Annotated in this window: 12 protein-coding genes and 1 pseudogene; 3 read left to right on the top strand and 10 right to left on the bottom strand. The window is 73.2% G+C overall.

From position 1 onward, the window contains the following. Nucleotides 1-422 precede the first annotated feature (422 nt). Nucleotides 423-1199: a 2,3-dihydro-2,3-dihydroxybenzoate dehydrogenase gene (locus ACMA1D_RS00240; RefSeq protein ID WP_414721763.1), complete on the bottom strand. Its 777-nt coding sequence runs from the start codon at nt 1197-1199 to the stop codon at nt 423-425. 498 nt (nt 1200-1697) lie between these two features. Next, nucleotides 1698-2717 (bottom strand): ABC transporter substrate-binding protein, encoded by a 1020-nt coding sequence (locus ACMA1D_RS00235; protein ID WP_414721762.1) that lies wholly within the window; start codon nt 2715-2717, stop codon nt 1698-1700. Between the two features lie 172 nt (nt 2718-2889). Between ACMA1D_RS00235 and ACMA1D_RS00230 the strand changes: the two genes are divergently transcribed. The 3 genes and pseudogenes from ACMA1D_RS00230 to ACMA1D_RS00220 form a co-directional block, all read left to right on the top strand. Then, complete coding sequence (locus tag ACMA1D_RS00230) at nt 2890-3975, top strand: FecCD family ABC transporter permease (RefSeq protein WP_414721761.1); 1086 nt, start codon at nt 2890-2892, stop codon at nt 3973-3975. A 140-nt stretch (nt 3976-4115) separates the two neighbouring features. Next, nucleotides 4116-5159, top strand: coding sequence for a FecCD family ABC transporter permease (locus ACMA1D_RS00225; RefSeq protein WP_414721969.1), 1044 nt, complete (start codon nt 4116-4118; stop codon nt 5157-5159). Between the two features lie 2 nt (nt 5160-5161). After that, nucleotides 5162-5953 (top strand): annotated as a pseudogene (locus ACMA1D_RS00220) (ABC transporter ATP-binding protein); the annotation flags it as partial. Nucleotides 5954-6316: 363 nt separating this feature from the next. Here ACMA1D_RS00220 and ACMA1D_RS00215 read toward each other — a convergent pair. The 8 genes from ACMA1D_RS00215 to ACMA1D_RS00180 all read right to left on the bottom strand — a co-directional run bounded on the left by ACMA1D_RS00215 (nt 6317) and on the right by ACMA1D_RS00180 (nt 19979). Beyond that, nucleotides 6317-6676: a hypothetical protein gene (locus ACMA1D_RS00215; protein WP_414721760.1), complete on the bottom strand. Its 360-nt coding sequence runs from the start codon at nt 6674-6676 to the stop codon at nt 6317-6319. A gap of 26 nt (nt 6677-6702) precedes the next feature. Then, nucleotides 6703-8553 (bottom strand): hypothetical protein, encoded by a 1851-nt coding sequence (locus ACMA1D_RS00210; protein WP_414721759.1) that lies wholly within the window; start codon nt 8551-8553, stop codon nt 6703-6705. A gap of 347 nt (nt 8554-8900) precedes the next feature. Beyond that, complete coding sequence (locus ACMA1D_RS00205; RefSeq protein ID WP_414721758.1) at nt 8901-10952, bottom strand: prolyl oligopeptidase family serine peptidase; 2052 nt, start codon at nt 10950-10952, stop codon at nt 8901-8903. A 3-nt stretch (nt 10953-10955) separates the two neighbouring features. Continuing rightward, a complete protein-coding gene (locus tag ACMA1D_RS00200) occupies nt 10956-12344 on the bottom strand; it encodes a M20/M25/M40 family metallo-hydrolase (protein WP_414721757.1) in 1389 nt (462 codons plus the stop codon). Between the two features lie 12 nt (nt 12345-12356). After that, complete coding sequence (locus ACMA1D_RS00195; protein WP_414721968.1) at nt 12357-13190, bottom strand: M55 family metallopeptidase; 834 nt, start codon at nt 13188-13190, stop codon at nt 12357-12359. A gap of 329 nt (nt 13191-13519) precedes the next feature. Further along, nucleotides 13520-15784: an MMPL family transporter gene (locus ACMA1D_RS00190; protein WP_414721756.1), complete on the bottom strand. Its 2265-nt coding sequence runs from the start codon at nt 15782-15784 to the stop codon at nt 13520-13522. Between the two features lie 595 nt (nt 15785-16379). Then, nucleotides 16380-17102: a class I SAM-dependent methyltransferase gene (locus ACMA1D_RS00185; RefSeq protein ID WP_414721755.1), complete on the bottom strand. Its 723-nt coding sequence runs from the start codon at nt 17100-17102 to the stop codon at nt 16380-16382. A 315-nt stretch (nt 17103-17417) separates the two neighbouring features. After that, entirely contained in the window at nt 17418-19979 is a 2562-nt protein-coding gene (locus ACMA1D_RS00180) for a SpoIIE family protein phosphatase (RefSeq protein WP_414721754.1), read from the bottom strand. Nucleotides 19980-20161: the final 182 nt, after the last annotated feature.

The raw sequence follows: 20161 nt of genomic DNA, 5'->3' as shown, positions 1-20161 counted from the left end.
GCTGGGGGCCCTGCGGGGCGCGGGCCGGCCCGGCCGCGGCGGCCACGGCGGGCGCAGCCGTCGCGGCGGGCTCGGCGGTCTCACCGGCATCGGTGGCCCGCTGTCCCGCGGTGGCGGGTGCGGCCGGGTTCGCGCCGTGCGCTCCGCTCGGCCCCGAGGTGGAACCCGGCGCGGGCGGGGCGGATATCGGGCGCTCGGCGACCTCGTGTGTCGTCGTCACCTGCTACTCCATTCCTTCGGTGCGGTGGCACCGGTCGGGGTGTCGTGGGGAGGCCGCCGGCCGCGACGGGCCGGGTCCTCGGCTGCCCGGGCCGCCGCTCGATGGGGCGGCCGGCCGGCCGGTGGGTGGGTGGGGGCGCGTCCGCTGGTGGGCCGGGACGCTTCGACGGGCGGGGCGCGTCGTTGGGCCGCCGCCGGTGCGCTCAGGCGCGCAGGGTGGCGCCGCCGTCCACGTACAGGTCGTGCATGGTGATGTGGCGGGCGCGGTCGGAGACCAGGAAGGCGACGGCCTCGGCGATGTCGGCCGGTTCGGCGATGCGGCCGAGCGGGATGCCCACCCGGTAGCTGGCGGGGTCGCCGTCGATGACGCGCAGCGGGGCCTGCGGGTCGGTCCACAACTGCCGCTGCATGGCGGTGTCGGTCGACCCGGGCGAGACGACGTTGCAGCGCACGCCGCTGCGGGCGAGTTCCAGGCCGAGGCACTTGGTGAACATGGTGGCGGCGGCCTTGGAGGCGGCGTAGGCGGCCATGCTGGTACGCGGCACGCCGGCCGCGTTGGAGCCGACGGTGACCACGCTGCCGCGGCGGCGTTCGCTCATCCGGCGGGTGACGGCGCGGCAGGTGTGGAAGACGCCGGTGGTGTTGACCGCGAAGGTCTCGTCCCAGTCCTGGTCGGTCAGTTCGGCCACCGGTGCGGGCCGCAGCACCCCGGCGACGTTGACCAGGATGTCGATCGGCCCGGTGGCCTCCTCGACGGTCGTCACCAGGGATTCCACGGCGGCGCTGTCGGTGACGTCGGCGGTGTGCGCCTCGATGCCGGCGCCGTAGTCCTTCGCGAGCGCCGTGACGCCTTCGGCGTTGCGGTCCACGGCGGCGACCTTGGCGCCCTGGTCGGCGAGCATTCGGGCCACCGCCTCGCCTATGCCCTGACCGGCGCCGGTGACCAGCGCGATCCGGCCGGAAAGTTCGGGCTGCTGCACGGTAGTTACCCCCCTAGACCTACTCAGACATGACCTTACTTAGGTAACCCTAACTTAACATGCACTCTCGGCCTGCCCCAGGTGACGGGCCTCTCACAGGTAGGGATACGGGCTCCGCGACAAGGGGCCCCGGCACCATGGACGGAGGCTCAGCTTCCGCTCGGGCGTGACCGGATGACGTCGGCTCATGACGGGTGGCCCACCGCGCAGGACGGGACGGACGTGCCGCGTGGGGCGACCGTGGCAGGCCCAGCGCGACCCGCACTCCGGGGCTGGGGCGTACGGCCTGTGACGCGTACGCCATCGGCCCGCGATCCGTGGCCGGCGGCCCGTGCGCCTTCTCGCACGCACCCCAACCCGCCGGCGGCCTGCACCGGCTCCGCACCGAGCCGCTACGCGCCCGCCACGGGGCCACTCACCGCCGCACGCCCCACCACAACGCCAAGCGGTGGGCGGCAGGCGCTCCCTCGCGCCGTGCCGCCCACCGCCGTCCTTCGACTACTTGGCGCCCATCGCCTTCTCGATGTCCTCCAGTACGGACATCGCGGCGAGCGAGCCGCCGAGGCTGGTCCACTTCGAGCCGTCGATCACCGACACCTTGCCGCCCTTGACGGCGCCGAGCTGACGGTAGGCGGGCTTCTTCTGGAGTTCGCCGAACAGGTCGGCGTCCTTGCCCTTCGACGCCAGGGTGCCGATGAACAGCCAGTCGCCGTCGATCTGCTGGATGTCCTCGTCGCTGATGGGCGTGGAGTGTCCGGCACCCTTCTTGTTCTGGAGCTCGGGACGCTCAAAGCCCAGGTCCTTCAGCACGTCGCTGATGAACACGCCCTGCTGCATCACGGCCGTGCCCTTGGCCGAGTAGCGGGCCACGCTGACCTTGGCGCCGGCCTTGCCCCCGAGGCCCTTCTTGACCTCGGTGACGCGCTTGTCGTAGCCGGCCAGGAAGTCCTTCGCCTCGGTCTGCTTGTTCAGCACCTCGCCGGTGAGGGTGAGCGCGGCCTTCCAGTCCTTGGCCTTGCCGACGGTCACCACGGTCGGCGCGATGGCCTTGAGCTGCTTGAGCACCTGCGCGTCGGCTATCTGCCCGGCGAGGATGACGTCCGGCTTGGCGGTGGCGACCTTCTCCACGTCGGGGCCGGTGACCGCGCCGACGACAGTGATGTCCTTGGCCTTGTCCGCCAGGTACTCGGGGGCGCCCTGCTGACCCCGACCCGCCGTCAGGCCGACCGGCTGCACGCCGAGCGCCAGCGAGCTGTCCAGGTCCATCTCACTGAGGACCACGACCCGCTCGACCTTGCCGGGCACCTTCACGTCGGCACCGGTGGCGTCCTTGACCGTTCGCGCATCCTTCACCTTGTCGCCACCCTTGTCCGAATCATCCGACCCGCAGGCGGACAGGGCGAGGGCGGAGACGAGGGCCAGGGCGGTCACCGCGGTCAGCCGCGCACGGGGCGAACGCACCGCAGCCGCGCGGCGCTCGGCCGGAGCCTGGGACGGGGACAGGGGGGACGAGGTCATGCGGTTCTCCGAAGTCTCAGCCGGCGTACGGGCGTTGCCGCCACCGGACCTGCCATGCGGGCCCCGCCGCTGGTCGCAACGGAGGTCCCGCACCACCGGGGCATGGCGAACCACAGGTGGGTCCGACGACCCACCCGGCGCCCCGGATCACATGCGAGGTTAGGCTAACCTCATGTCCGTTGCGCAAGAGGCCGGGCCTCCTTTCGACGTGACGAGGCCCACGAACCGCTGGCACCGCCCCACCCTGTGGGCTGCCGCCGCGCTGGTCGCGGCCCTGCTCGTGCTGTGCCTGCTGTCACTGCTCATCGGTTCCGGCAAGACCCCCATGGGGCGCGCGCTGGACTACCTGCTCGGCGACGCATCCGCCCGCTCCGACGCCGCACTACGGCTGGCCGTGGTGGACGTGCGGCTGCCGCGCACCATCGCCGCGGTCCTGGTCGGCGTCGCGCTCGGCGCCGCCGGCTGCCTGCTCCAGGCCGTCACCCGCAACCCGCTGGCCGAGACCGGGTTGCTCGGCGTCAACTCCGGAGCCGCGCTCGGCGTGGTCATCGGACTCACCTACTTCGACGTGGAGTCGGCGTACGGCGTGCTGGTCTGGGCACTGACCGGCGGCATGGCAGCCAGCGCGGTCGTGCTGTTGCTCGCCGCCTCCGGCCGGGCCGCCGCATCGCCGCTGCGGCTGGTGCTCGCCGGGTCCGCGCTCGGCGCCACCTTCCACGGCATGACCTCGTACGTCCTGCTCGGCACGCAGTCCACCTTCGACGTGTACCGGTACTGGACGATCGGCTCGCTGGCCGGCGTGGAGACCCGGACCGCGCTGTCCATCGCCCCGCTGATCGTCGTCGGACTGGCCGTCGCGGTGGGCGCCAGCCGCCCGCTGTCCGCGCTGGCCCTCGGCGACGACAGCGCCCGCGCACTCGGCCACCACCCCGGGCGCATCCGGCTGGTCATCGCGGGCGCGGTGACGCTGCTGGCCGGCGCCGCGGTGGCGCTCGCCGGCCCGATCGCCTTCCTCGGACTGCTCGCCCCGTACGCGGCGCGCCTGGTCACCGGGCCCCGACTGACCGCCCAACTCGCGCTCTCCGCGCTGATCGCCGCGAACGTGATGCTCGCTGCCGACATCGCGGCCCGGATCGTCATCCGCCCCTGGGAGACCCCGGTGAGCGTGCTGCTCGCCCTGATCGGCGGGCCGCTCCTGATCTGGATCGCCCGCACCAACCGGCTGCTCGGCCTCGGCACCCCCGGAGGCGGCTCGTGACCGGCCAGGAACCCCACCCGACCGCCGCTCCCGGCCCGGCCGCCGCTCCCGACATTCGGGACATCTCCCGTACGGCGCAAGGCGCGAGCGGAGGCAAGGACACCCGGCACGCCTCCCCCGCGGCGCAGGCCGCGCACGCCCTGCGGGTCGCGCCGACCGACAGCATCGTGCTGCGCACCGGCACGCTGTCCTGGCTCTTCCCGCGCCGGGCCGCCCTGGTCTCGCTCGGGCTCTCCGCGCTCACCGCCGTGATCGTCGCGCTGGCAACACTCGCCAGCTCCACCGGAATGAGCGCGTCCGACTCGCTGAGCGGCCTGCTCGGCACCGGTGACTCGCTGACCGTGATGCTGGTACAGGAGTTCCGGCTACCGCGGATCGTGGTCGGGCTGCTGGTCGGCGCGGCGCTCGGGATCGCCGGCTGCCTCACCCAGACGCTGGCCGGCAACCGGCTGGCCACCCCCGACGTCATCGGCGTCAACGAGGGCGCGACGGCCGCCGTCGTCGCCTCGGTGGTGGGCAGTTCCACCGCCATGGTCGGCGACTGGTGGCTCGGCCCGCTGGGCGCGGCCGGCGCCGCGGTCCTGGTGGTCCTGTGCGCGGGCGGCGCCGGCACCCGCGGCTACCGGGTGCTGGTCGTCGGCATCGGCGTCTCCACCGTCATCGGTGCCGTCAGCGACCTGGTGATGTCCCGACAGAACGACAACACGGCGGGCGGCGTCTTCCTGTGGAGCGTCGGCAGCCTCAGCGGGCGCGACTACGGGGTGGGCGAACCGCTCGCCCTGTGCCTGCTGGTCCTGGTGCCGCTGGCGCTGGTGGCCGGGCGGCGGCTGGACGTGATGCGGTTCGACGACGACGTGGCCGCGGCGCTCGGCCTCAACGTGCCGCTGCTGCGCGGCCTCACGCTCGCGCTCGCCGTCGCCCTGGCCGGCGTCGCGGTCGGCGTCGGCGGCCCGATCGCCTTCGTCGCCCTGGCCTCGCCGGTCATCGCCACCAAGCTGTACGGGCCCGGCCGGGTGCCGATCGTCGGCTCGGCCCTGGTGGGCGCGGCGCTGGTGGCGGCGAGCGATGCGCTGGGCCGGATCGTGGCCCCGGTGGAGATCCCCGTCGGCGTCATCACCAGTGTGCTTGGCGGACCGTTCCTGCTGTGGGTACTGTTCGGCGGCTCCCCGTCCAGAAAGGCTTGACCGTGGAACTCGTCGTCGAATCGCTGAAGGCGGGCTACCCGGCGGGCGCCACCGGCAGGTCCGGCCCCGCCCACCTCGCCGTGCGCGGCGTTGACCTAACCGTGCCGGCCGGCCAGGTGGTCGCCATCGTCGGCCCCAACGGCTGCGGCAAGTCCACGCTGCTGCGCGCCATGGCCCGGCTGCACGAGCCGCACGCGGGCACCGTCCGGGTCGGCGGCGACGACATCTGGCGGCTGCGCCAACGCCAGGCCGCGCACCGCGTCTCGCTGCTGCCGCAGTCCCCCCAGGCCCCGGAGGCGGTGACGGTGGCCGGGCTCGTACGGTACGGCCGCCATCCGCACCAGGGCCTGTTCCGCCAGTGGTCCCGGGAGGACGAGCGCGCGGTGCGCGCCGCGCTGACCGCGACCGGCGTCGCCCCGCTCGCCGACCGGCGCCTTGACCAACTCTCCGGCGGCCAGCGGCAGCGCTGCTGGCTGGCGATGGTGCTGGCCCAGGAGACCCCGGTGGTCCTGCTCGACGAGCCGACCAGCGCGCTCGACCTCGGCCATGCGGTGGAGGTCCTGGAACTGGTCCGCGAGGTGGCCACAGCCGGCCGTACCGTCGTGATGGTCCTGCACGACCTGACCAGCGCCGCCCGGTACGCGGACACGATCGTCGCCATGCGCGACGGCGAGGTGGTCGCGGCCGGCCCGCCCCGCACGGTGGTGGACGCGGCTCTGGTGGAGCGGTTGTACGGGGTGCCGGCCGATGTGCTGGCCGCCCCGGTGGACGGCTCGCCGGTGATCGTCCCGCGGCGCGGGGCGGGGGCGGCGGCAGCCGCGGAGCGCGGGGAATCCGCGGAGCCCACGGGGCCCACGACCGGCGAATCGGAGTCGGCGACGGCCACCGAGCGCGGGGAACCCGCGGGGGGCGAACCGAAGTCGGCGGCCGAGGACGCGGTCACGGTCACGTCCACGAGCGTGGGCACGGACGCGGTCGAGGTCACGGGCAAGGACGCGGGCACGGGCGCGGCAGCAGGCAAGGACGCGGACGCGGTCACGACGACCACCTAGCCGGCCGGGCGGCCGACAGGCCCTGTCCTGCCCGGCCCGGCTCAATGGCCGGGCAGGCCCGCCGCGCGCCGCCCGCGCCCCACCGGCCGCGGGTTCGGCCCGCCCTCACATCCCCAACTGCGCGGCGACGGTGGCCGCCGAAGCCGCCACGGCGGAGACCGCGACCGCGTCGCCGAGCAGCGCTCGCAGCCGCCGCAACCGCCCCTCACCCGCGCTGCCGGTCCGGGTGATCTCGTCCTCCGCGTCCGCGAGCGCCGCATCGAGGTCGGCGGAACCGTCGGTCGGCTCCGCCCGGGACAGTTCCGCCCGCAGCTCCCGCAGGGCGGTCAGGAGGTCGTCCGTCGCCTGGTCCGGGGCCGCGCCGGTCCCGTGGTAGCTCCTGGCCTCGGCATGGCTGCCGATGGCGAACGTGCTGCCGGACACCTCGCCGATGTGGATCTGGGGCTGTGGCTCCGTACTGCTCATGGCAGTCGCTCTCCTCCCCGGCGGCGTCAGCCCGCCGTTGGTCGTGGTGGCTGGCCACCGGTCGCGGTGGCCCGGGCGTGGTCGCCCACCGCGAAGGTACTGCGGTCCACGGAGTCGATGTTGATGCCGCCGTTACTGATGTAGATGACCTTCTGCGCGAACTCGTCCGTCTGGTAGCCGGCCGCCACGAGCGCCGTCTTCACGCCGTACGCGATGCGGTCCTGCACACTGCGCAGGTAGCGGTCGACGTCCATGGTCTGGAAGAGCGACCCGCTCGGCTCCGCGGCGAGTTCGCGCACCGAGAGGGCCGGGCCCTCGGGGAGTTCGCCGCTCCTGGACTCCCCGGTGAGCCACCGCCAGTTGTGCACGGCGCGCCGGCCGAAGGCCATCAGCGCCTGCCCGGGCGCGCTGGCCGTCTGCGTGAGGACGTTGACCGACTTGCCGAAGAGGTTCTGATTGGCCAGCCGGTACGCCTCGTGGTCGGCGTCCTTGAAGTCCTCACGGATGGGCAGCAGCACGTGCGGCGCCACCTCCAGCATGAGCATCCGGCCCTGGGTGTGGACGCGCACGAAGACCGTGACGACCAACTCGTCCTCCCAGCCGTGCACGCGGATGCGCAGGAAGTGGCGGCGCATCTCGCCACCCTCCTCGATCGCCTGGAGCCGGTGCTGCTCGAACGCGCTCGGGCCGTACCGGGCCTGCTCCCGGCTCGACAGGCCCGCCACGGGGAGGAACACGCACTCGTCGATCTGCAACTGGCGCAGCCGGTCCCGTACGACGCGGTTCCGCTGCCCCGACGCCCCGGACACCTCCCGCAACTGTTCGAGGAAGGGGCGCACCGCGGCCAGCACCGTGGCGTTGTCCAGGGGTTGCTGCTGCGCCGCCGGGTTCGGCCGGAGTTCGACGGCGAGTACCCAGGTGTCGTACGCGATGCCGGCGCCACAGAACGGACGTGCCTCGTGATAGCGGACCAACGGGGCGTGCTGCTCGCGCCGGATGAGCCGCTTCGCTCGGGCGAACCGGCCCCTGTGGATCCGTTCGGCCGGGTCATCGGCGAGCTCGGGGAACCGCTCCGGGGACAGTTCACCGCGCAACACGCAGGTGAAGTGCATCTGTTGCCCGGCGACGCACACCGCCATCGCCAGCAGGACGGCCAGCGCAGACCATGCCTGGAACGGGGAGTCCGGCGTGAAGGCCGAGTCGGGGAACAACAGGTCGGAGGGGGAAGGGAGGTCGAAGGGCGAACTGTCCTCGCCGCCGTCGCTGGAAGTCTCGACCTCGGCCTGTCCGTCCCCGGTCTGTGTGGGCCAACCCTCCTCAAGCTGGTCCGCTTCGGACTGATCCTCGTTGGTCTGGCCCTTATCCGACGTGTCCTTCTTGGGCTTGTCCTTCTCGGACCTTTCCCGACCGAAGCCGACCCGCAGGCTCTGGAAGACGAGGTAGACGAGGAGGAATCGACCTCCCCAGTGCAGGGCGAAGGCGGATCGGCGGCCACGGCCCCGTGCGCCGGCCCCGCTCCGCAGCCGCTGTCCGAAGGTCAGCAGGAGCCCCGGCAGCACCAGGACCAGCAGCCACCCCCCGGACACCGCAGCCCCGACCACGAGCAACCCCAAGACGCCGCACAGCCAGGCGAGTTCGACCCGTCTGGCGCGCACGGCGTGGGCCAGGACCCGGGTGGCGTCGAAGCCGAGGGAGGGCGCGACGGTCCGGTGCTCGGCGCGGTAGAGCTCTTCGATGACTCGGTCCCGGTACGCCGCGTCCAGGTAGGTCCCCGTACACAGCAGCCGGGTGGCTTCGCTCGCGTGCGGGGCGACCACCGGGGGCGGCGGGTTGGGGGACTGAGGTGGGGGCTGCGGCGGCAGGTACGGGTTGGTCATGGCCCTCCACACATCGTCGGTCCGCCGACGCAGCAGGCCGACGAACCGCTCCGGATCGGCGCCAGACAGCATAGGTCGCGGCGCCGGGCGGGGCACGGAGCACGGCCGCTTTTCGGTAACGCCCCCTATCGCAGGCGGGTTCTGGCTCCAGGAGCGCAGCCACGGGCCCTCCGCACCGGCCAGACGGGCCGGCCGGGCCGGGAAGCACTCCGTCAACTCCCGGAGGCGCCCCGGCCCGACCCGACCCCGTACGGATCACCCAACCCGGCCAACCCGAGCCCCAACCGCCCCGGCCCGACGCCGAACACACCCCCGGCCCCACAAGAAACCCACCCCCAAGCCCAGCCCTACGGCGCCAGCGTCACCCCCGGTACCTCCTCCGTGGGGAAGCCGAAGACCTGCCCGTACAGCGAGATTTCGGCCTCCAGGGAGCGCACCATCGTCTCCGCGCGGCGGAAGCCGTGGCCCTCGCCGGCGAAGGCGAGGTACGCGTGCGGGACGCCGCGGCCGGCCAGGGCGGCGAGGAAGCGCTCGCACTGCGCCGGCGGGCACACCGCGTCGTCCAGGCCCTGGAGCAGCAGGAACGGCGCCCTGAGATGGTCGGCCCGGTGCAGCGGGGAGCGTTCGCGGTAGCGGTCCGGCACCTCGGCCAGCGGGCCGACCAGGCCCTCCAGGTACTGCGACTCGAAGTCGTGCGTGCCGTCCGTCGCCCAGTTCACCAGGTCGAGCACCGGGAAGAGGATGGTGCCGCACGCGTACAGCGAGGTGCTGGTGAGCGAGGCCGCGGTGGTCCAGCCGCCGGCGCTGCCGCCGCGGATGGCCAGCCGCTCCCGGTCGGCGCCGCCCTCGGCGGCCAGCGCCTCGGCCACGGCCGCGCAGTCCGCCACGTCGACCACGCCCCACTGCTCGCGCAGCCGCTCCCGGTAGGGACGCCCGTAGCCGGTCGAGCCGCCGTAGTTGACGTCCACCACGCCGATGCCGCGCGAGGTGAAGTACGCGGCCTGGAGGCTGAGCACCAGCGGGGAGCGGCTGGTGGGGCCGCCGTGCGCCCATACCACGTAGGGCGGGAGTTCCCCTTCGGGCGCCCGGTGGTCGGGGTTGCGCGGGGGGTAGAGGTGGGCGTGCACCTCCCGGCCGTCGGGGCCGGTGAAGGTGCGGGCGACGGGCTGCGGGTAGTAGGCCGGGTCCACCACGTCCCGGTGCGGTTCGCCGATCACCCGGGCGTGGCCGGTACAGGTGTCCAACTCGACGACCTCGTAGCCGGTGTGCGGGCTGGCCGCCACGCCCACCACCCGGGTTCCGTCGACCGCGAGGGTCGGCAGCCACTCGGTCCACGGGCCGACCGCGTCCGCCGGCCGCAGCTCGGCACCGCCGCCTGCCCCGCTGTCGGCTGCCCCGCCGCCGGCCGCGGCGCCCGGCGCCGGAGTGGCGTGCAGGTCGAGTATGCCGAGGGTGAGCGCTCCCCGGCCGTGCAGGGTGGCGACGAGCCCGCCGGGCAGCGGCGCGAACCAGCGGAAGCCGACCTTCCACAGCGGCCCTGCGAACTCCTCGTCGCGCGGGCACAGGTTGACCGCCGCGCCGCTGTCCGGGTCGACCCGGTACAGGTTCCACCAGCCGGTGCGGTCGCTGGCGGCCAGCAGCGTCCCGTCGGCCGCCCACTCGGCCTGCGGGATCGACTCGCCGGGCCCGCCGATCAGGGTGCGTACGCCGCTGAGGGTGCCGTCGGCGGTGATCTCGGCGGTCTTCAACTCGGTGCCGTCCCACGGCATGCGCGGGTGGTCCCAGGCGATCCACACGGCGCGCCGGCCGTCGGGCGAGCGGCGCACGCCGGTGACGAAGCGGTGCGTGTCGTCGGTGAGTTCGCGCACCGCGGCGCGGTCTTCGGCGGCCGAGCCGTCCAGCGGCACGGCGGCCAGCAGCCGACGCACATCGGTGGGCGCGGGCCCGGTGAACTCCTCCAGGACGCACCACACCTCGCCCCGTTCGGGCACCAGCACCGGGTCGATCCACCGCAGCCCGCCGCCGAGGTCCGACACCGGCGTCAGCGGCGTGGGCTCGGCGCCGGCGCGGTCCGGCTCGTACGCGTACAGCCGCTGGTCGTCGAAGTGGCTGAAGACCAGCAGCGGGCCGCCGGCGGGGCGGGCGGTGGCGGCCCAGGACGCGCCGCCGTACTCCATGACGCGGCTGCGCACGTTCCACGGGTCGGGCAGCAGCGACTCCTCGGTGCCCCCGGGGCGGCGGCGGACCAGCGTCCGCCGGCCGCTTTCGGCCGGGCGCGGCGAGGTCCACCACACCTCGTCGCCGACCACGCCCACATGCTCCGGGTTCCCGTCGTGCGCGGCGATGTGCCGCGCCCCGATCGGGGACCGCCAGGCTCCGTACGGGGCCGTGGTCACCATCTTCTATGCCTCCCGCAGAAAGTGGTCGAGGACGCGGACGCCGAAGTGCAGGGCCTCGACGGGCACCCGCTCGTCCACGCCGTGGAAGAGCGCCGCGTAGTCGAAGCCCACCGGGAGCTTCAGCGGCGAGAAGCCGTAGCCGACGATGCCCAGGCGCGAGAACTGCTTCGCGTCGGTCCCGCCGGCCATGCAGTACGGCACGACGTGCGCGCCGGGGTCGAAGCGTTCGACGGCCGCGCGCATCGCGGCGAAGGTGGGCGAGTCGACCGGCGCGGTCAGCGGCACCTCGCGGTGGTGGTACTCCCAGTCGACGTGCGGCCCGGTCAGCGCGTCGAGCGTGGCCGTGAACTCCTCTTCGCCGCCGGGTACCACCCGCCCGTCGACGAAGGCGGTGGCGCTGCCGGGGATCACGTTCACCTTGTAGCCGGCGTCCAGCATGGTCGGGTTGGCGCTGTTGCGCACGGTCGGCTCGACCAGGGTGGCGGCGCTGCCGAGCCCGGCGAGCAGCGCGTCCACGTCGAAGCCGGGGTCGGGCCCGGCGTCGGGCCCGGTGTTGGGCCCAGCCACCCCGTACAGCGCGGCGAGTTCGGTCAGTGCGCTGCGCACGGTCGGGGTGAGCCGCACCGGCCAGCGGTGTTCGCCGATCCGGGCCACGGCGGCGGCCAGGTGGGTGACCGCGTTCTCCCGGTTGGTCTTGGAGCCGTGGCCGGCCCGGCCACGTGCGGTCAGTTGGAGCCAGGCGGTGCCCCGCTCGCCCGCCGCGACGGGGTAGATGCGGTGCGTCCGGTCGGAGCCCGGCACGGTGCCGTGGAAGGTGAAGGCGCCGGACTCGCTGATGCCCTCGGTGCAGCCCTCGAACAGTCCCGGGTGCCGGTCGGCGAGGAAGCTGGAGCCGGCGTCGGCGCTGTCCTCCTCGTCCGCGGTGAAGGCGAGCACGACATCGCGCCGGGGCCGTACGCCGAGCCGCTGCCAGGCGCGGACGACGGCGAGCATCATCGCGTCCATGTTCTTCATGTCGATGGCGCCGCGGCCCCAGACCACGCCGTCGCGGATCTCGCCGGAGAAGGGGTGCACGCTCCAGTCGGCGGCCTCGGCCGGCACCACGTCCAGGTGCCCGTGGACGAGCAGTCCGGGGGCCGCCGGGTCGCGCCCTGCGATCCGGGCGACGACGTTGGTGCGCCCCGGCTCCCCTTCGAGCAGGGTGGCGTCCACGCCCGCGGCGTCCAGCCGCTCGGCCACGTACTCGGCGGCCGGCCGCTCCCAGCAGGAGCCGCCGCCGCGGTTGGTGGTGTCGATCCGGATCAGTTCCGAGGTGAAGCGCACCGCCTCGTCGAGCGCCTGCTGGTCGAGCGCGGGCCCACCGGCGGCTCCGGTTTCCTCAGTCGCTTCCATGGCTCCCCCCGATCAGCCGTACTGTTCCTCGACCGCCGCCGCCACGACGGTGGTCACCGCCTTGAAGCAGCGGATGCCCTCGTACATCGACGGCGAGGTGTAGACCACCCGCCGCTCGCCGTGCCGCTCCACGCCCGGCACCACCGTCGCGGCGCCGACCAGGTGTTCGGCGTCGAACTCCAGCTCCACCTGGTACGGGCCGCCGTTGCGGGGCGCCTCCCGGACGGCGAGTGCGGTGGCCTCCCGGGCGGCGGCTCTGATGTCGGCCGCGGTACGGGCCGGCGGCCGGCACACCGCCGCGTACCGCGACACGTAGTCCTTGACCGCGACCGCCTGCGCCCGCGGCGCGTACCCCTTGGCGTCCTCGCAGGTCAGGTCGTCGCCGGTGACCAGCACGACGGGGACCCCGTACTCGGCGACCACCAGCGCGTTGAGGTGGCCCTCGCTGGCCGGCACGCCGTCCACCCAGACGCCGGTGATGGAGTTGGCGAGGTAGGTGTGGGCGAGGACGCCCTCGGTGCCGGCGCCGGTGTGGTAGCCGACGAAGGCGATGCCGTCCACGTCGCCCCGCTGCACCCCCTCCACCATGCTCAGGCTCTTGTGCCGGCCGGTGAGGAGCTGGGCCCGTTCGTCCAGCCGTTCCAGGAGCAGGTTGCGCATGGTCGAGTGGGCCTCGTTGATGAGCACCTCGTCGGCGCCACCGTCGAGGAACCCGAGCACGGCCGCGTTCACGTCGGAGGTGAACAGCGTGCGGCAGCGCTCCCACTGTGGTGTTCCCGGCAGGACGTCGGCCGGCCAGGTCACACCGGTGGCGCCCTCCATGTCTGCGGAGATGAGGATCTTCACCATTCACCCGTTCTACCGCAGGCCAAAGGTCCGCGCACTGACCCTGACGGCAGTATTTGGCCCGCACCACGGAATCGCCGCACGCCTCCCCCACCTGGCGCAGACCGGCGGCAGCCCGCGGCGCCGGCGGGCGGGTGCGCGAACGGGGGCGGGCGGGTGCGCGAACGGGGGCGCGGGGAGGCAGCTCGCCTCGCCCACGCCCCCGTTCTGGAGCCGTGCTCCGGGGCCGCGGCCCCCGGTGGGGACCGTGCCCCGCCCCGGGCCGCGCCCCGGCGGGAGCCGTACCCCAGGTTCGGGGCACGGCCACCGGATCAGCCGCGGCTACCGGATCAGTCGCGGTTGGCGGGTTCCAGGTCGCGCTCAGCGGTGCCGGCGTCCGGCCGCGGGGCCGCGCTGGGCAGCGGCTGGGCGTCGCCCTCGCGCAGACCGATCTTGGCGTGCAGGGCGCGCAGCGGCCCCGGCGCCCACCAGTTGGCCCGGCCGGCCAGCCGCATGAACGCGGGCACCAGGGCGCCACGCACCAGCGTGGCGTCCATCAGGACCGCGAGCGAGAGACCGACACCGATGGCCTTCATGTAGCTGATGGAGCTCATGATGAAGCCGAGGAAGACGATGGCGATCAACACGGCCGCGGCGGTGACGGTCGACCCGGTGTGCTCCAGACCGCGCGCCACCGCCTTGGTGTTGTCCTTGGTGAGGTCGTGCTCTTCCTTGATGCGGGAGAGCAGGAAGACCTCGTAGTCCATGGACAGGCCGAAGGCGACGCAGAAGAGCAGGATCGGCACCGTCCAGGTGATCGTCCCGGTGACCGCGAAGTCACCCACCCAGCCCTCCAGGTGACCGTTCTGGAAGCCCCAGACCAGCACGCCGAGGGTGGCGCTCAGGCTCAGGCAGTTGAGCACCAGGGCCTTGAGCGGCAGCACGATGCTGCCGGTGAAGAGGAAGAGCACGATGAACGAGCTGATCGCGATGACACCGAGGCCGAGCGGCAGCTTGTCGCTCATCGAGCCGATGGCGTCGTGCAGTTCCGCGGCGGGACCGCCGACCTGCACGTCGTACGGGGCGTCGACGGCGCGGATGTCCTTGACCAGCTCGCGGCCCTTCTCGGACAGCGACTGGCTCTTGGGCACCACCGACAGGTAGGTGCTGTCCGTGGTGCCGAACCGGTCGGCGGCCGGGGTCGGCGGGGCGACCAGCTTGCCGCCGGCGAAGGTGCCGATCTCGGTGTCGACGCGGGCGACGTTGTCCAGCCGGGAGAGCTGCTCGGCGTAGCCGGCGATGTTGCCGCGCTCGCCCTTGCCGGGCGTGTCGTTGAGGACGACGTTGAGCGCCTGCGTCTCCTGGGCGTTGAAGTCCTTGCGGATCGTCTCGCCCACCTCGCGCGACTGGGTGCTGGTCGGCAGCACCCGCTCGTCGGCCAGGCTCATCTTCAGGTCGAGGAAGGGCGCGCCGAGGAAGAGCAGCAGCCCGATGACGACCGCGGCGACCGGCAGCGGGAAGCGCATCACGGTGATCGCGGTGCGGTGCCAGAAGCCCTCTTCCGGGTTGGGCGCGGTGGACCTCTTCTTGCCGAGGATGCGGCCCTTGTCGATGCGCGGGCCGAGCGCCTTGAGCAGCGCGGGCAGGAATGTCACCGACACCGCGGCGGCGATCAGCGCGGTCGGGATGCCCGCGTACGCGAAGGAACGCAGGAAGTAGAACGGGAAGACGAGGAGGGCGCCCATCGCCAGCGCGACGGTGATGGCCGAGAAGACGACCGTACGACCCGCGGTGCGCAGCGCGATGGAGATGGCGCCGTCGATGTCGACGCCCTTGCCCAGCTCTTCCCGGTAGCGCTTGATCAGGATGAGGCTGTAGTCGATGGCCAGGCCGAGTCCGAGGCCGGTGGCGACGTTGGTGGCCATCACCGAGACGTCGGTGAAGAGCGTGAGGATACGCATCGTCAGCAGCACGGCGACGATCGTCAGACCGCCGACCATGAGCGGCACGGTGGCCGCCACCAGGCTGCGGAAGACGAAGAGCATCACGATCAGCAGGACCGGGAAGGTGATCATCTCGATCTTGATGAGATCCTTCTCGGTGATGTCGAAGATCTCCTTGTTGGCGAGTGCGGACCCGCCGATCTTGACCTCGACCCCGTCGACCTTGCCCTCGTAGCGGGACTCGAACGCCTCGAAGCGGTCCTGGATCTGGTCCTCGTCACCGAGGACGCGCGCCATCACCAGGGCGCTGTTGCCGTCCTTGCCGCGCAGCGACTCGGCCTTGCCCAGCGACCAGTACGAGACGGCCTGTTCGACGTGGGGTTCCTTGCCGAGCCGTGCGGTGATGTCCTGCCCGGCCTTGGCCACCTCGGGGGCGTCCACGCCGCGCTTGTCACTGATCAGCAGGATGACGTTGGGCGCGCCCGCGTGGAACCGGTCCTCCATGACCTCGGCGGTCTTGGCCGACTCGGTGGAGGTGTCGACGAAACCGCCGGTGGACAGCTTGGAGATGACTCCACCGCCCAGCGCTCCCGCGACGAGGAAGAGGATTCCTGACAGGTAGAGGACGAGTCTGCTGCGACCGGAGGTGAACCGGGCCAGGGAAGCGAACATCTGACAATTTCCTTCAACTCGGACGATCAACCGGGGTTGCTGGTGGCGGCGAGGACGGGGGTACGTGTCAGAGCCGCCCGCCCACGGACTGTGGAACAAGCTGCCCCTGTGGAACAGTCTGCCCCACAGGGTGGGGCCTCGCTACAGGGCCCCCCTGTTCACCTCGCGCGCCCCCCGTTCCGGAGCCGCCGGAGGGCGCGCACCCGACACCGCCCACCCCTCCCACTGGTCGGACATAGCAGCGGGAATACGGATATGACCGTCCGTCACCCCGAACAGGGGTGTGGGCGACGGCACAGCTTTAGACCGTGAACGTGGACACCTCAATCGTTACGACGCTGTGCTGTGATCAGCCTCCGGCCCCGCCCTGCAACGGTCGTTGTCGGCCCACCGCCACCCGGCTGACCAGCCGTTTCTCGGGCAGGGCAGGGCCCGTCAGGGCAGCGGGGCGGGGAGGGCGGCCGACCGGGCGGGCACCGGGTGCGTACGTGCCGCGGCGGCCAGGGCCCGGCGCCCGGGCCGTTCGGGCAGCCGACCGGCCGTCAGGCTCCGCTACGCGGCCCGCACGTGAGCGGACCCCGCCCGGCGGCGCCCCTCAGGCGCCGCGGGCCACCAGCCACCAGGCCGACGGCAGGGTCAGCGGCCTGCCGTCCGGGCCGTACTCCGTGGTGTTCAGCGGGAGTTCGCCGGTCGCCAGGGTGTTCAGCCGCGCGGCCCGCAGCAGCGCCGGGACCGCCTGGTCGGAGACCTCGCCGGGGGCGATGCCGTGCTGGAAGACGGCCGCGAGCTTGGGCGGCGGGCCGGCGGGGCCACCGGCGAGGCCGCGCAGCATCTGCCCGGCCGCCTCGGCCAGTTCCACGACGAAGGCCCGGCCCCGGTCGCCGACGAGGACCGCGATGGCCTCGGCGACCCGCGGCAGATCGCGGCTGTCGCACTGGTGCAGGACGCCGCGCAGATAGATGTTGACGTCGCCGAGTTCCGCGTGCAGCGCCCGTACGGCGGGCAGGTCGGCCGCGTCCAACTGGCGGTAGCTGGCGACCCCGGCGCTGTCGTCGGCGCGCGCCCTGGCCACCGCGGCGTGCGCCAGGTCCACGCCGATCACCTGGCCGAACTGCTCGGCCAGCCGCCGGCTCTGGGTGCCGTTGCCGCATCCCACGTCGAGCACCGGCAACTCGGGGTCGAACTCGTTCTCGAAGAGGGGTAACTGACGCACCACGGTCTCCTGCGCCGGAGCGTCCCAGAAGACACCGCCCGGCTCGATGGGCGCGTCCCGCCAGTACTCTTCCCAAGCCCGTGCGTAGCCGGTCGACTCAGTCATGCCAAATTGCTAGCGGCACGGGTCGATGTGCACAAGCGGACGATCAAAAGTTTCCCCATTCCGCCACCGGCCCGCCGCCACGTAGCCGCCCGATCCGGTGCGTACCGCCACCCCGCCCCGTACCGGCGGCCACCCGGTCGACGCGGGGCGCCGGCCGCCCACCGCACGGCAGTCGACCGGCATGGGCCACCGCCGGCCGGCCGGGCCGATCGGATGCGGGCAACGGGCTGCCGGCCCTACGGCGATCGGGTGAAAGGCCGGGGCGAGGGGCGCGGCCGACGGGCACCGCGGCGGCCGGCCGCGGCCCCGGCGGGGCTACCGCAGCGGCTGCTCGAACCAGACCGTCTTGCCGTCGGCCGTACGGGCCGTGCCCCACTCCCTGGCCAGCCGGCTGACCACCTGCAACCCGCGGCCGTACTCGTCCGTCGGCGCGGTCTCCAGCAGGGTCGGCAGCCGGTGGTCGTCGTCGCGCACCTCGCACAGCAGCGCATCGGTGCGCACGAGCCGCACCCGCAGGTGCTCCCGCGCATGCCGGACCGCGTTCGTCACCACCTCGCTGACCAGCAGTTCAGCGGTGGGCACGGCCTCGTCCAGGCCCCAGTGGCAGAGTTGTTCGCGGACCTTGCGGCGAATGGTGCGCACGCTCTGCGGGCGGGGCGCCACCTCCCAGTCGGCCACGTCCTCGGCGGCGATGCCGTTCAACCGGGCCATCAGGAGCGCCACGTCGTCCTTGCGCCCGCCACGGCCCCGGTTCAGCGTCCCGGCCAGCGCGCGGATGATGGTGTCGCAGGCGTCGTCCATGGAGGCCGCCGGATGGGCCGCCGACTCGCACAGCGCGGCCAGGCCCACGGCGATGTCCTCGCCCCGCACCTCCACCAGGCCGTCCGTGCACAGCACCAGCCGGTCGCCGGGCTCGACCGGCACCCGCACCGTCTCGAACGGCACGCCGCCCACGCCGATCGGCGCGCCCGTCGGCAGGTCGAGCAGTTCGCTGCGGCCGTCCCTGGCGCGGACCAGAACGGGCGGGATGTGGCCGGCGTTGGCGATCGTCAACTCGCCGCCGATCGGGTCGTAGACCGCGTACAGACAGGTGGCCAGGTAGTGCTCGCCCAGCCGCCTGGCCAGGTCGTCCAGGTGGCGCAGGAGTTGGGTGGGTGAGGTGTCCAGCCCCGCCATGGTCTGCACCGCGGTGCGCAACTGGCCCATCATCGCGGCCGAGTTCAGGCCGTGGCCCATGACGTCGCCGACCACCAGGGCGGTGCGCGAGCCGGGCAGTTTGATGCTGTCGAACCAGTCGCCGCCGACCCGGCCGAGCCGGGTGCCCGGCAGATAGCGGGTCGCGGTGTCACAGCCGGCCATCCGCGGCGCGATGTGCGGCAGCATGCTGTCCTGGAGCGTCTCGGCGACGTTCTCCTGGTGGGTGTACATGCGGGCGTTGTCGAGTACGAGCCCGGCGCGGGCGGCGAGTTCGGCGCCGGTGACCCGGTCCATGTCGTTGAACTCGGCCCGCTCCCGGTGCCTCAGCAAGATCATGAAGCCCAGGACCACCTGCCGCGCCTTGAGCGGCACGACCAGCATCGAGCGGTTGTTGATCAGCGGGCTGATGTCGCGCTTCTCGAACTGCGCGGCGATCGCCCGCCCCATCTCCTCCGAGATGCGGGGCACCAGGACCGGTTCGCCGCTGGTCATGCACTGGAAGAAGGGCGTGTGGACGGGGAACGGCATGGATTCGCCGACCGGAATCACATCGTCCCAGCGGCCCGGCTCGTCGTTGTGCTCCACCGCCACCCGGTGCCAGAGCGTGGTGGCGTCCGGCGGGCCGTCCGGGAATCCCTCACCGGCCACCACCTGTTCGCGCAGGTACGTGCCGGCCACATCGGTGAAGCGCGGCACCACCGCCGCGCTGACCTCCTCGATGGTGCGGGCCAGGTCGAGCGAGGTGCCGATGGCGCCGCTGACCTCGTTCAGGAACTCCAGGCGCTCGCGCACCGCCGCGTATTCCAGGTCCGAGTCCAGCTCGGCGGCTGCCGCGGCGGCGACCTTCGGGTCCACCGCCTGGTCGGTGGCGGTGCGCAGCAGCCTGGTGCGCCGCTCCACCCGCTTGGGCACGCCCCAGTCGGGGGTGACCGGCACCCGCTCGTGCTGGCTGATCTCCAGGACCGGGTAGCCGAGTTCGAGCACCTGCGCCACGATCCTGGCGCTCTCCTGCGGGCTCATGCTGGGCAGGATCTCGGGCAGCCGCCGGGCCAACTCGGCCGCCTCGGCGAACTCGGTGTGCAGCGCGAAGCCGGGCGCCACCCGCTCGTACCAGCCCTGCTCGTCGGTCAGTTGGGTGGCGTCGGCGGCGAGCAACAGCAGTCGCTCGGGGCCCGGGCCGACCAGCGGGTAGGCCCACCAGAGCACGGCTCCCGGGCCGGGCTCGCCGTCGGCCAGATGAGCCCGGCCCGCGGTGGTGTAGCAGGATTCGCCGCCCAGCGAGGCGTCGAGTTGCGGGCCGAGGTGGCCGAGGTCGGCGGGCTGTCCGGGGTGCGTTCCGGTCGCCGGGCCGCCCTCGGGGTCCGGGTGGTCGATCAGGTCCGAGCCGTCTCGCGAGGCGCCGGCGCGGCCGGGTTCCGCACTCTCGCGGGGACGTTCGTGCTGGTGGCGAAGGGCGCCGGAGACCGGCATCAGATCGCTGGCCAGGGCGCCGACCGCTGCTTCGCGCGAATGGCCGAACAGCTTCCGCGCCCCCACGCTCCAGTGCGTGACCAGTCCGGCGCCGTCCACGACGACCACCGCGAGCGGTATCCGGCCCAGGGCAGGCGACTGCGCCGCCCGGGCCCGTGGCACCTGGGCCACCCTGTCGTCGCCTTCGTCCGGCGACGCGCCGTGGTTCATTGGCGGAGTCTCCTTCGTACGCGTACGCAAGATCTGCGCCCCCACGGCTACGGTACGGCCTGCGTGCTCGACGGCGCGGGCCAATGCCGGAAGAGGAGTGCGCGAGGGCGCACCGACCGCGCCCCGCGCCCGGAGGGGAGGTCCGGGGGCGGGGCGCGGTCGGTGCGGCTGCCGCAGGAGGG

The organism is Streptomyces sp. 796.1, from assembly GCF_047525675.1.
In the GTDB taxonomy this organism is placed as follows: Bacteria; Actinomycetota; Actinomycetes; order Streptomycetales; family Streptomycetaceae; genus Streptomyces.
This window is presented reverse-complemented; position numbering and strand designations above follow the sequence as displayed.

Excerpts from the sequence above, each read along its gene's own strand:
- ACMA1D_RS00215 (WP_414721760.1), bottom strand. The coding sequence starts at position 6,676 with ATGAGCAGTACGGAGCCACAGCCCCAGATCCACATCGGCGAGGTGTCC.
- ACMA1D_RS00205 (WP_414721758.1), bottom strand. The coding sequence starts at position 10,952 with ATGGTGACCACGGCCCCGTACGGAGCCTGGCGGTCCCCGATCGGGGCG.
- ACMA1D_RS00185 (WP_414721755.1), bottom strand. The coding sequence starts at position 17,102 with ATGACTGAGTCGACCGGCTACGCACGGGCTTGGGAAGAGTACTGGCGG.
- ACMA1D_RS00235 (WP_414721762.1), bottom strand. The coding sequence starts at position 2,717 with ATGACCTCGTCCCCCCTGTCCCCGTCCCAGGCTCCGGCCGAGCGCCGC.
- ACMA1D_RS00190 (WP_414721756.1), bottom strand. The coding sequence starts at position 15,784 with ATGTTCGCTTCCCTGGCCCGGTTCACCTCCGGTCGCAGCAGACTCGTC.
- ACMA1D_RS00200 (WP_414721757.1), bottom strand. The coding sequence starts at position 12,344 with ATGGAAGCGACTGAGGAAACCGGAGCCGCCGGTGGGCCCGCGCTCGAC.
- ACMA1D_RS00210 (WP_414721759.1), bottom strand. The coding sequence starts at position 8,553 with ATGACCAACCCGTACCTGCCGCCGCAGCCCCCACCTCAGTCCCCCAAC.
- ACMA1D_RS00230 (WP_414721761.1), top strand. The coding sequence starts at position 2,890 with ATGTCCGTTGCGCAAGAGGCCGGGCCTCCTTTCGACGTGACGAGGCCC.
- ACMA1D_RS00180 (WP_414721754.1), bottom strand. The coding sequence starts at position 19,979 with ATGAACCACGGCGCGTCGCCGGACGAAGGCGACGACAGGGTGGCCCAG.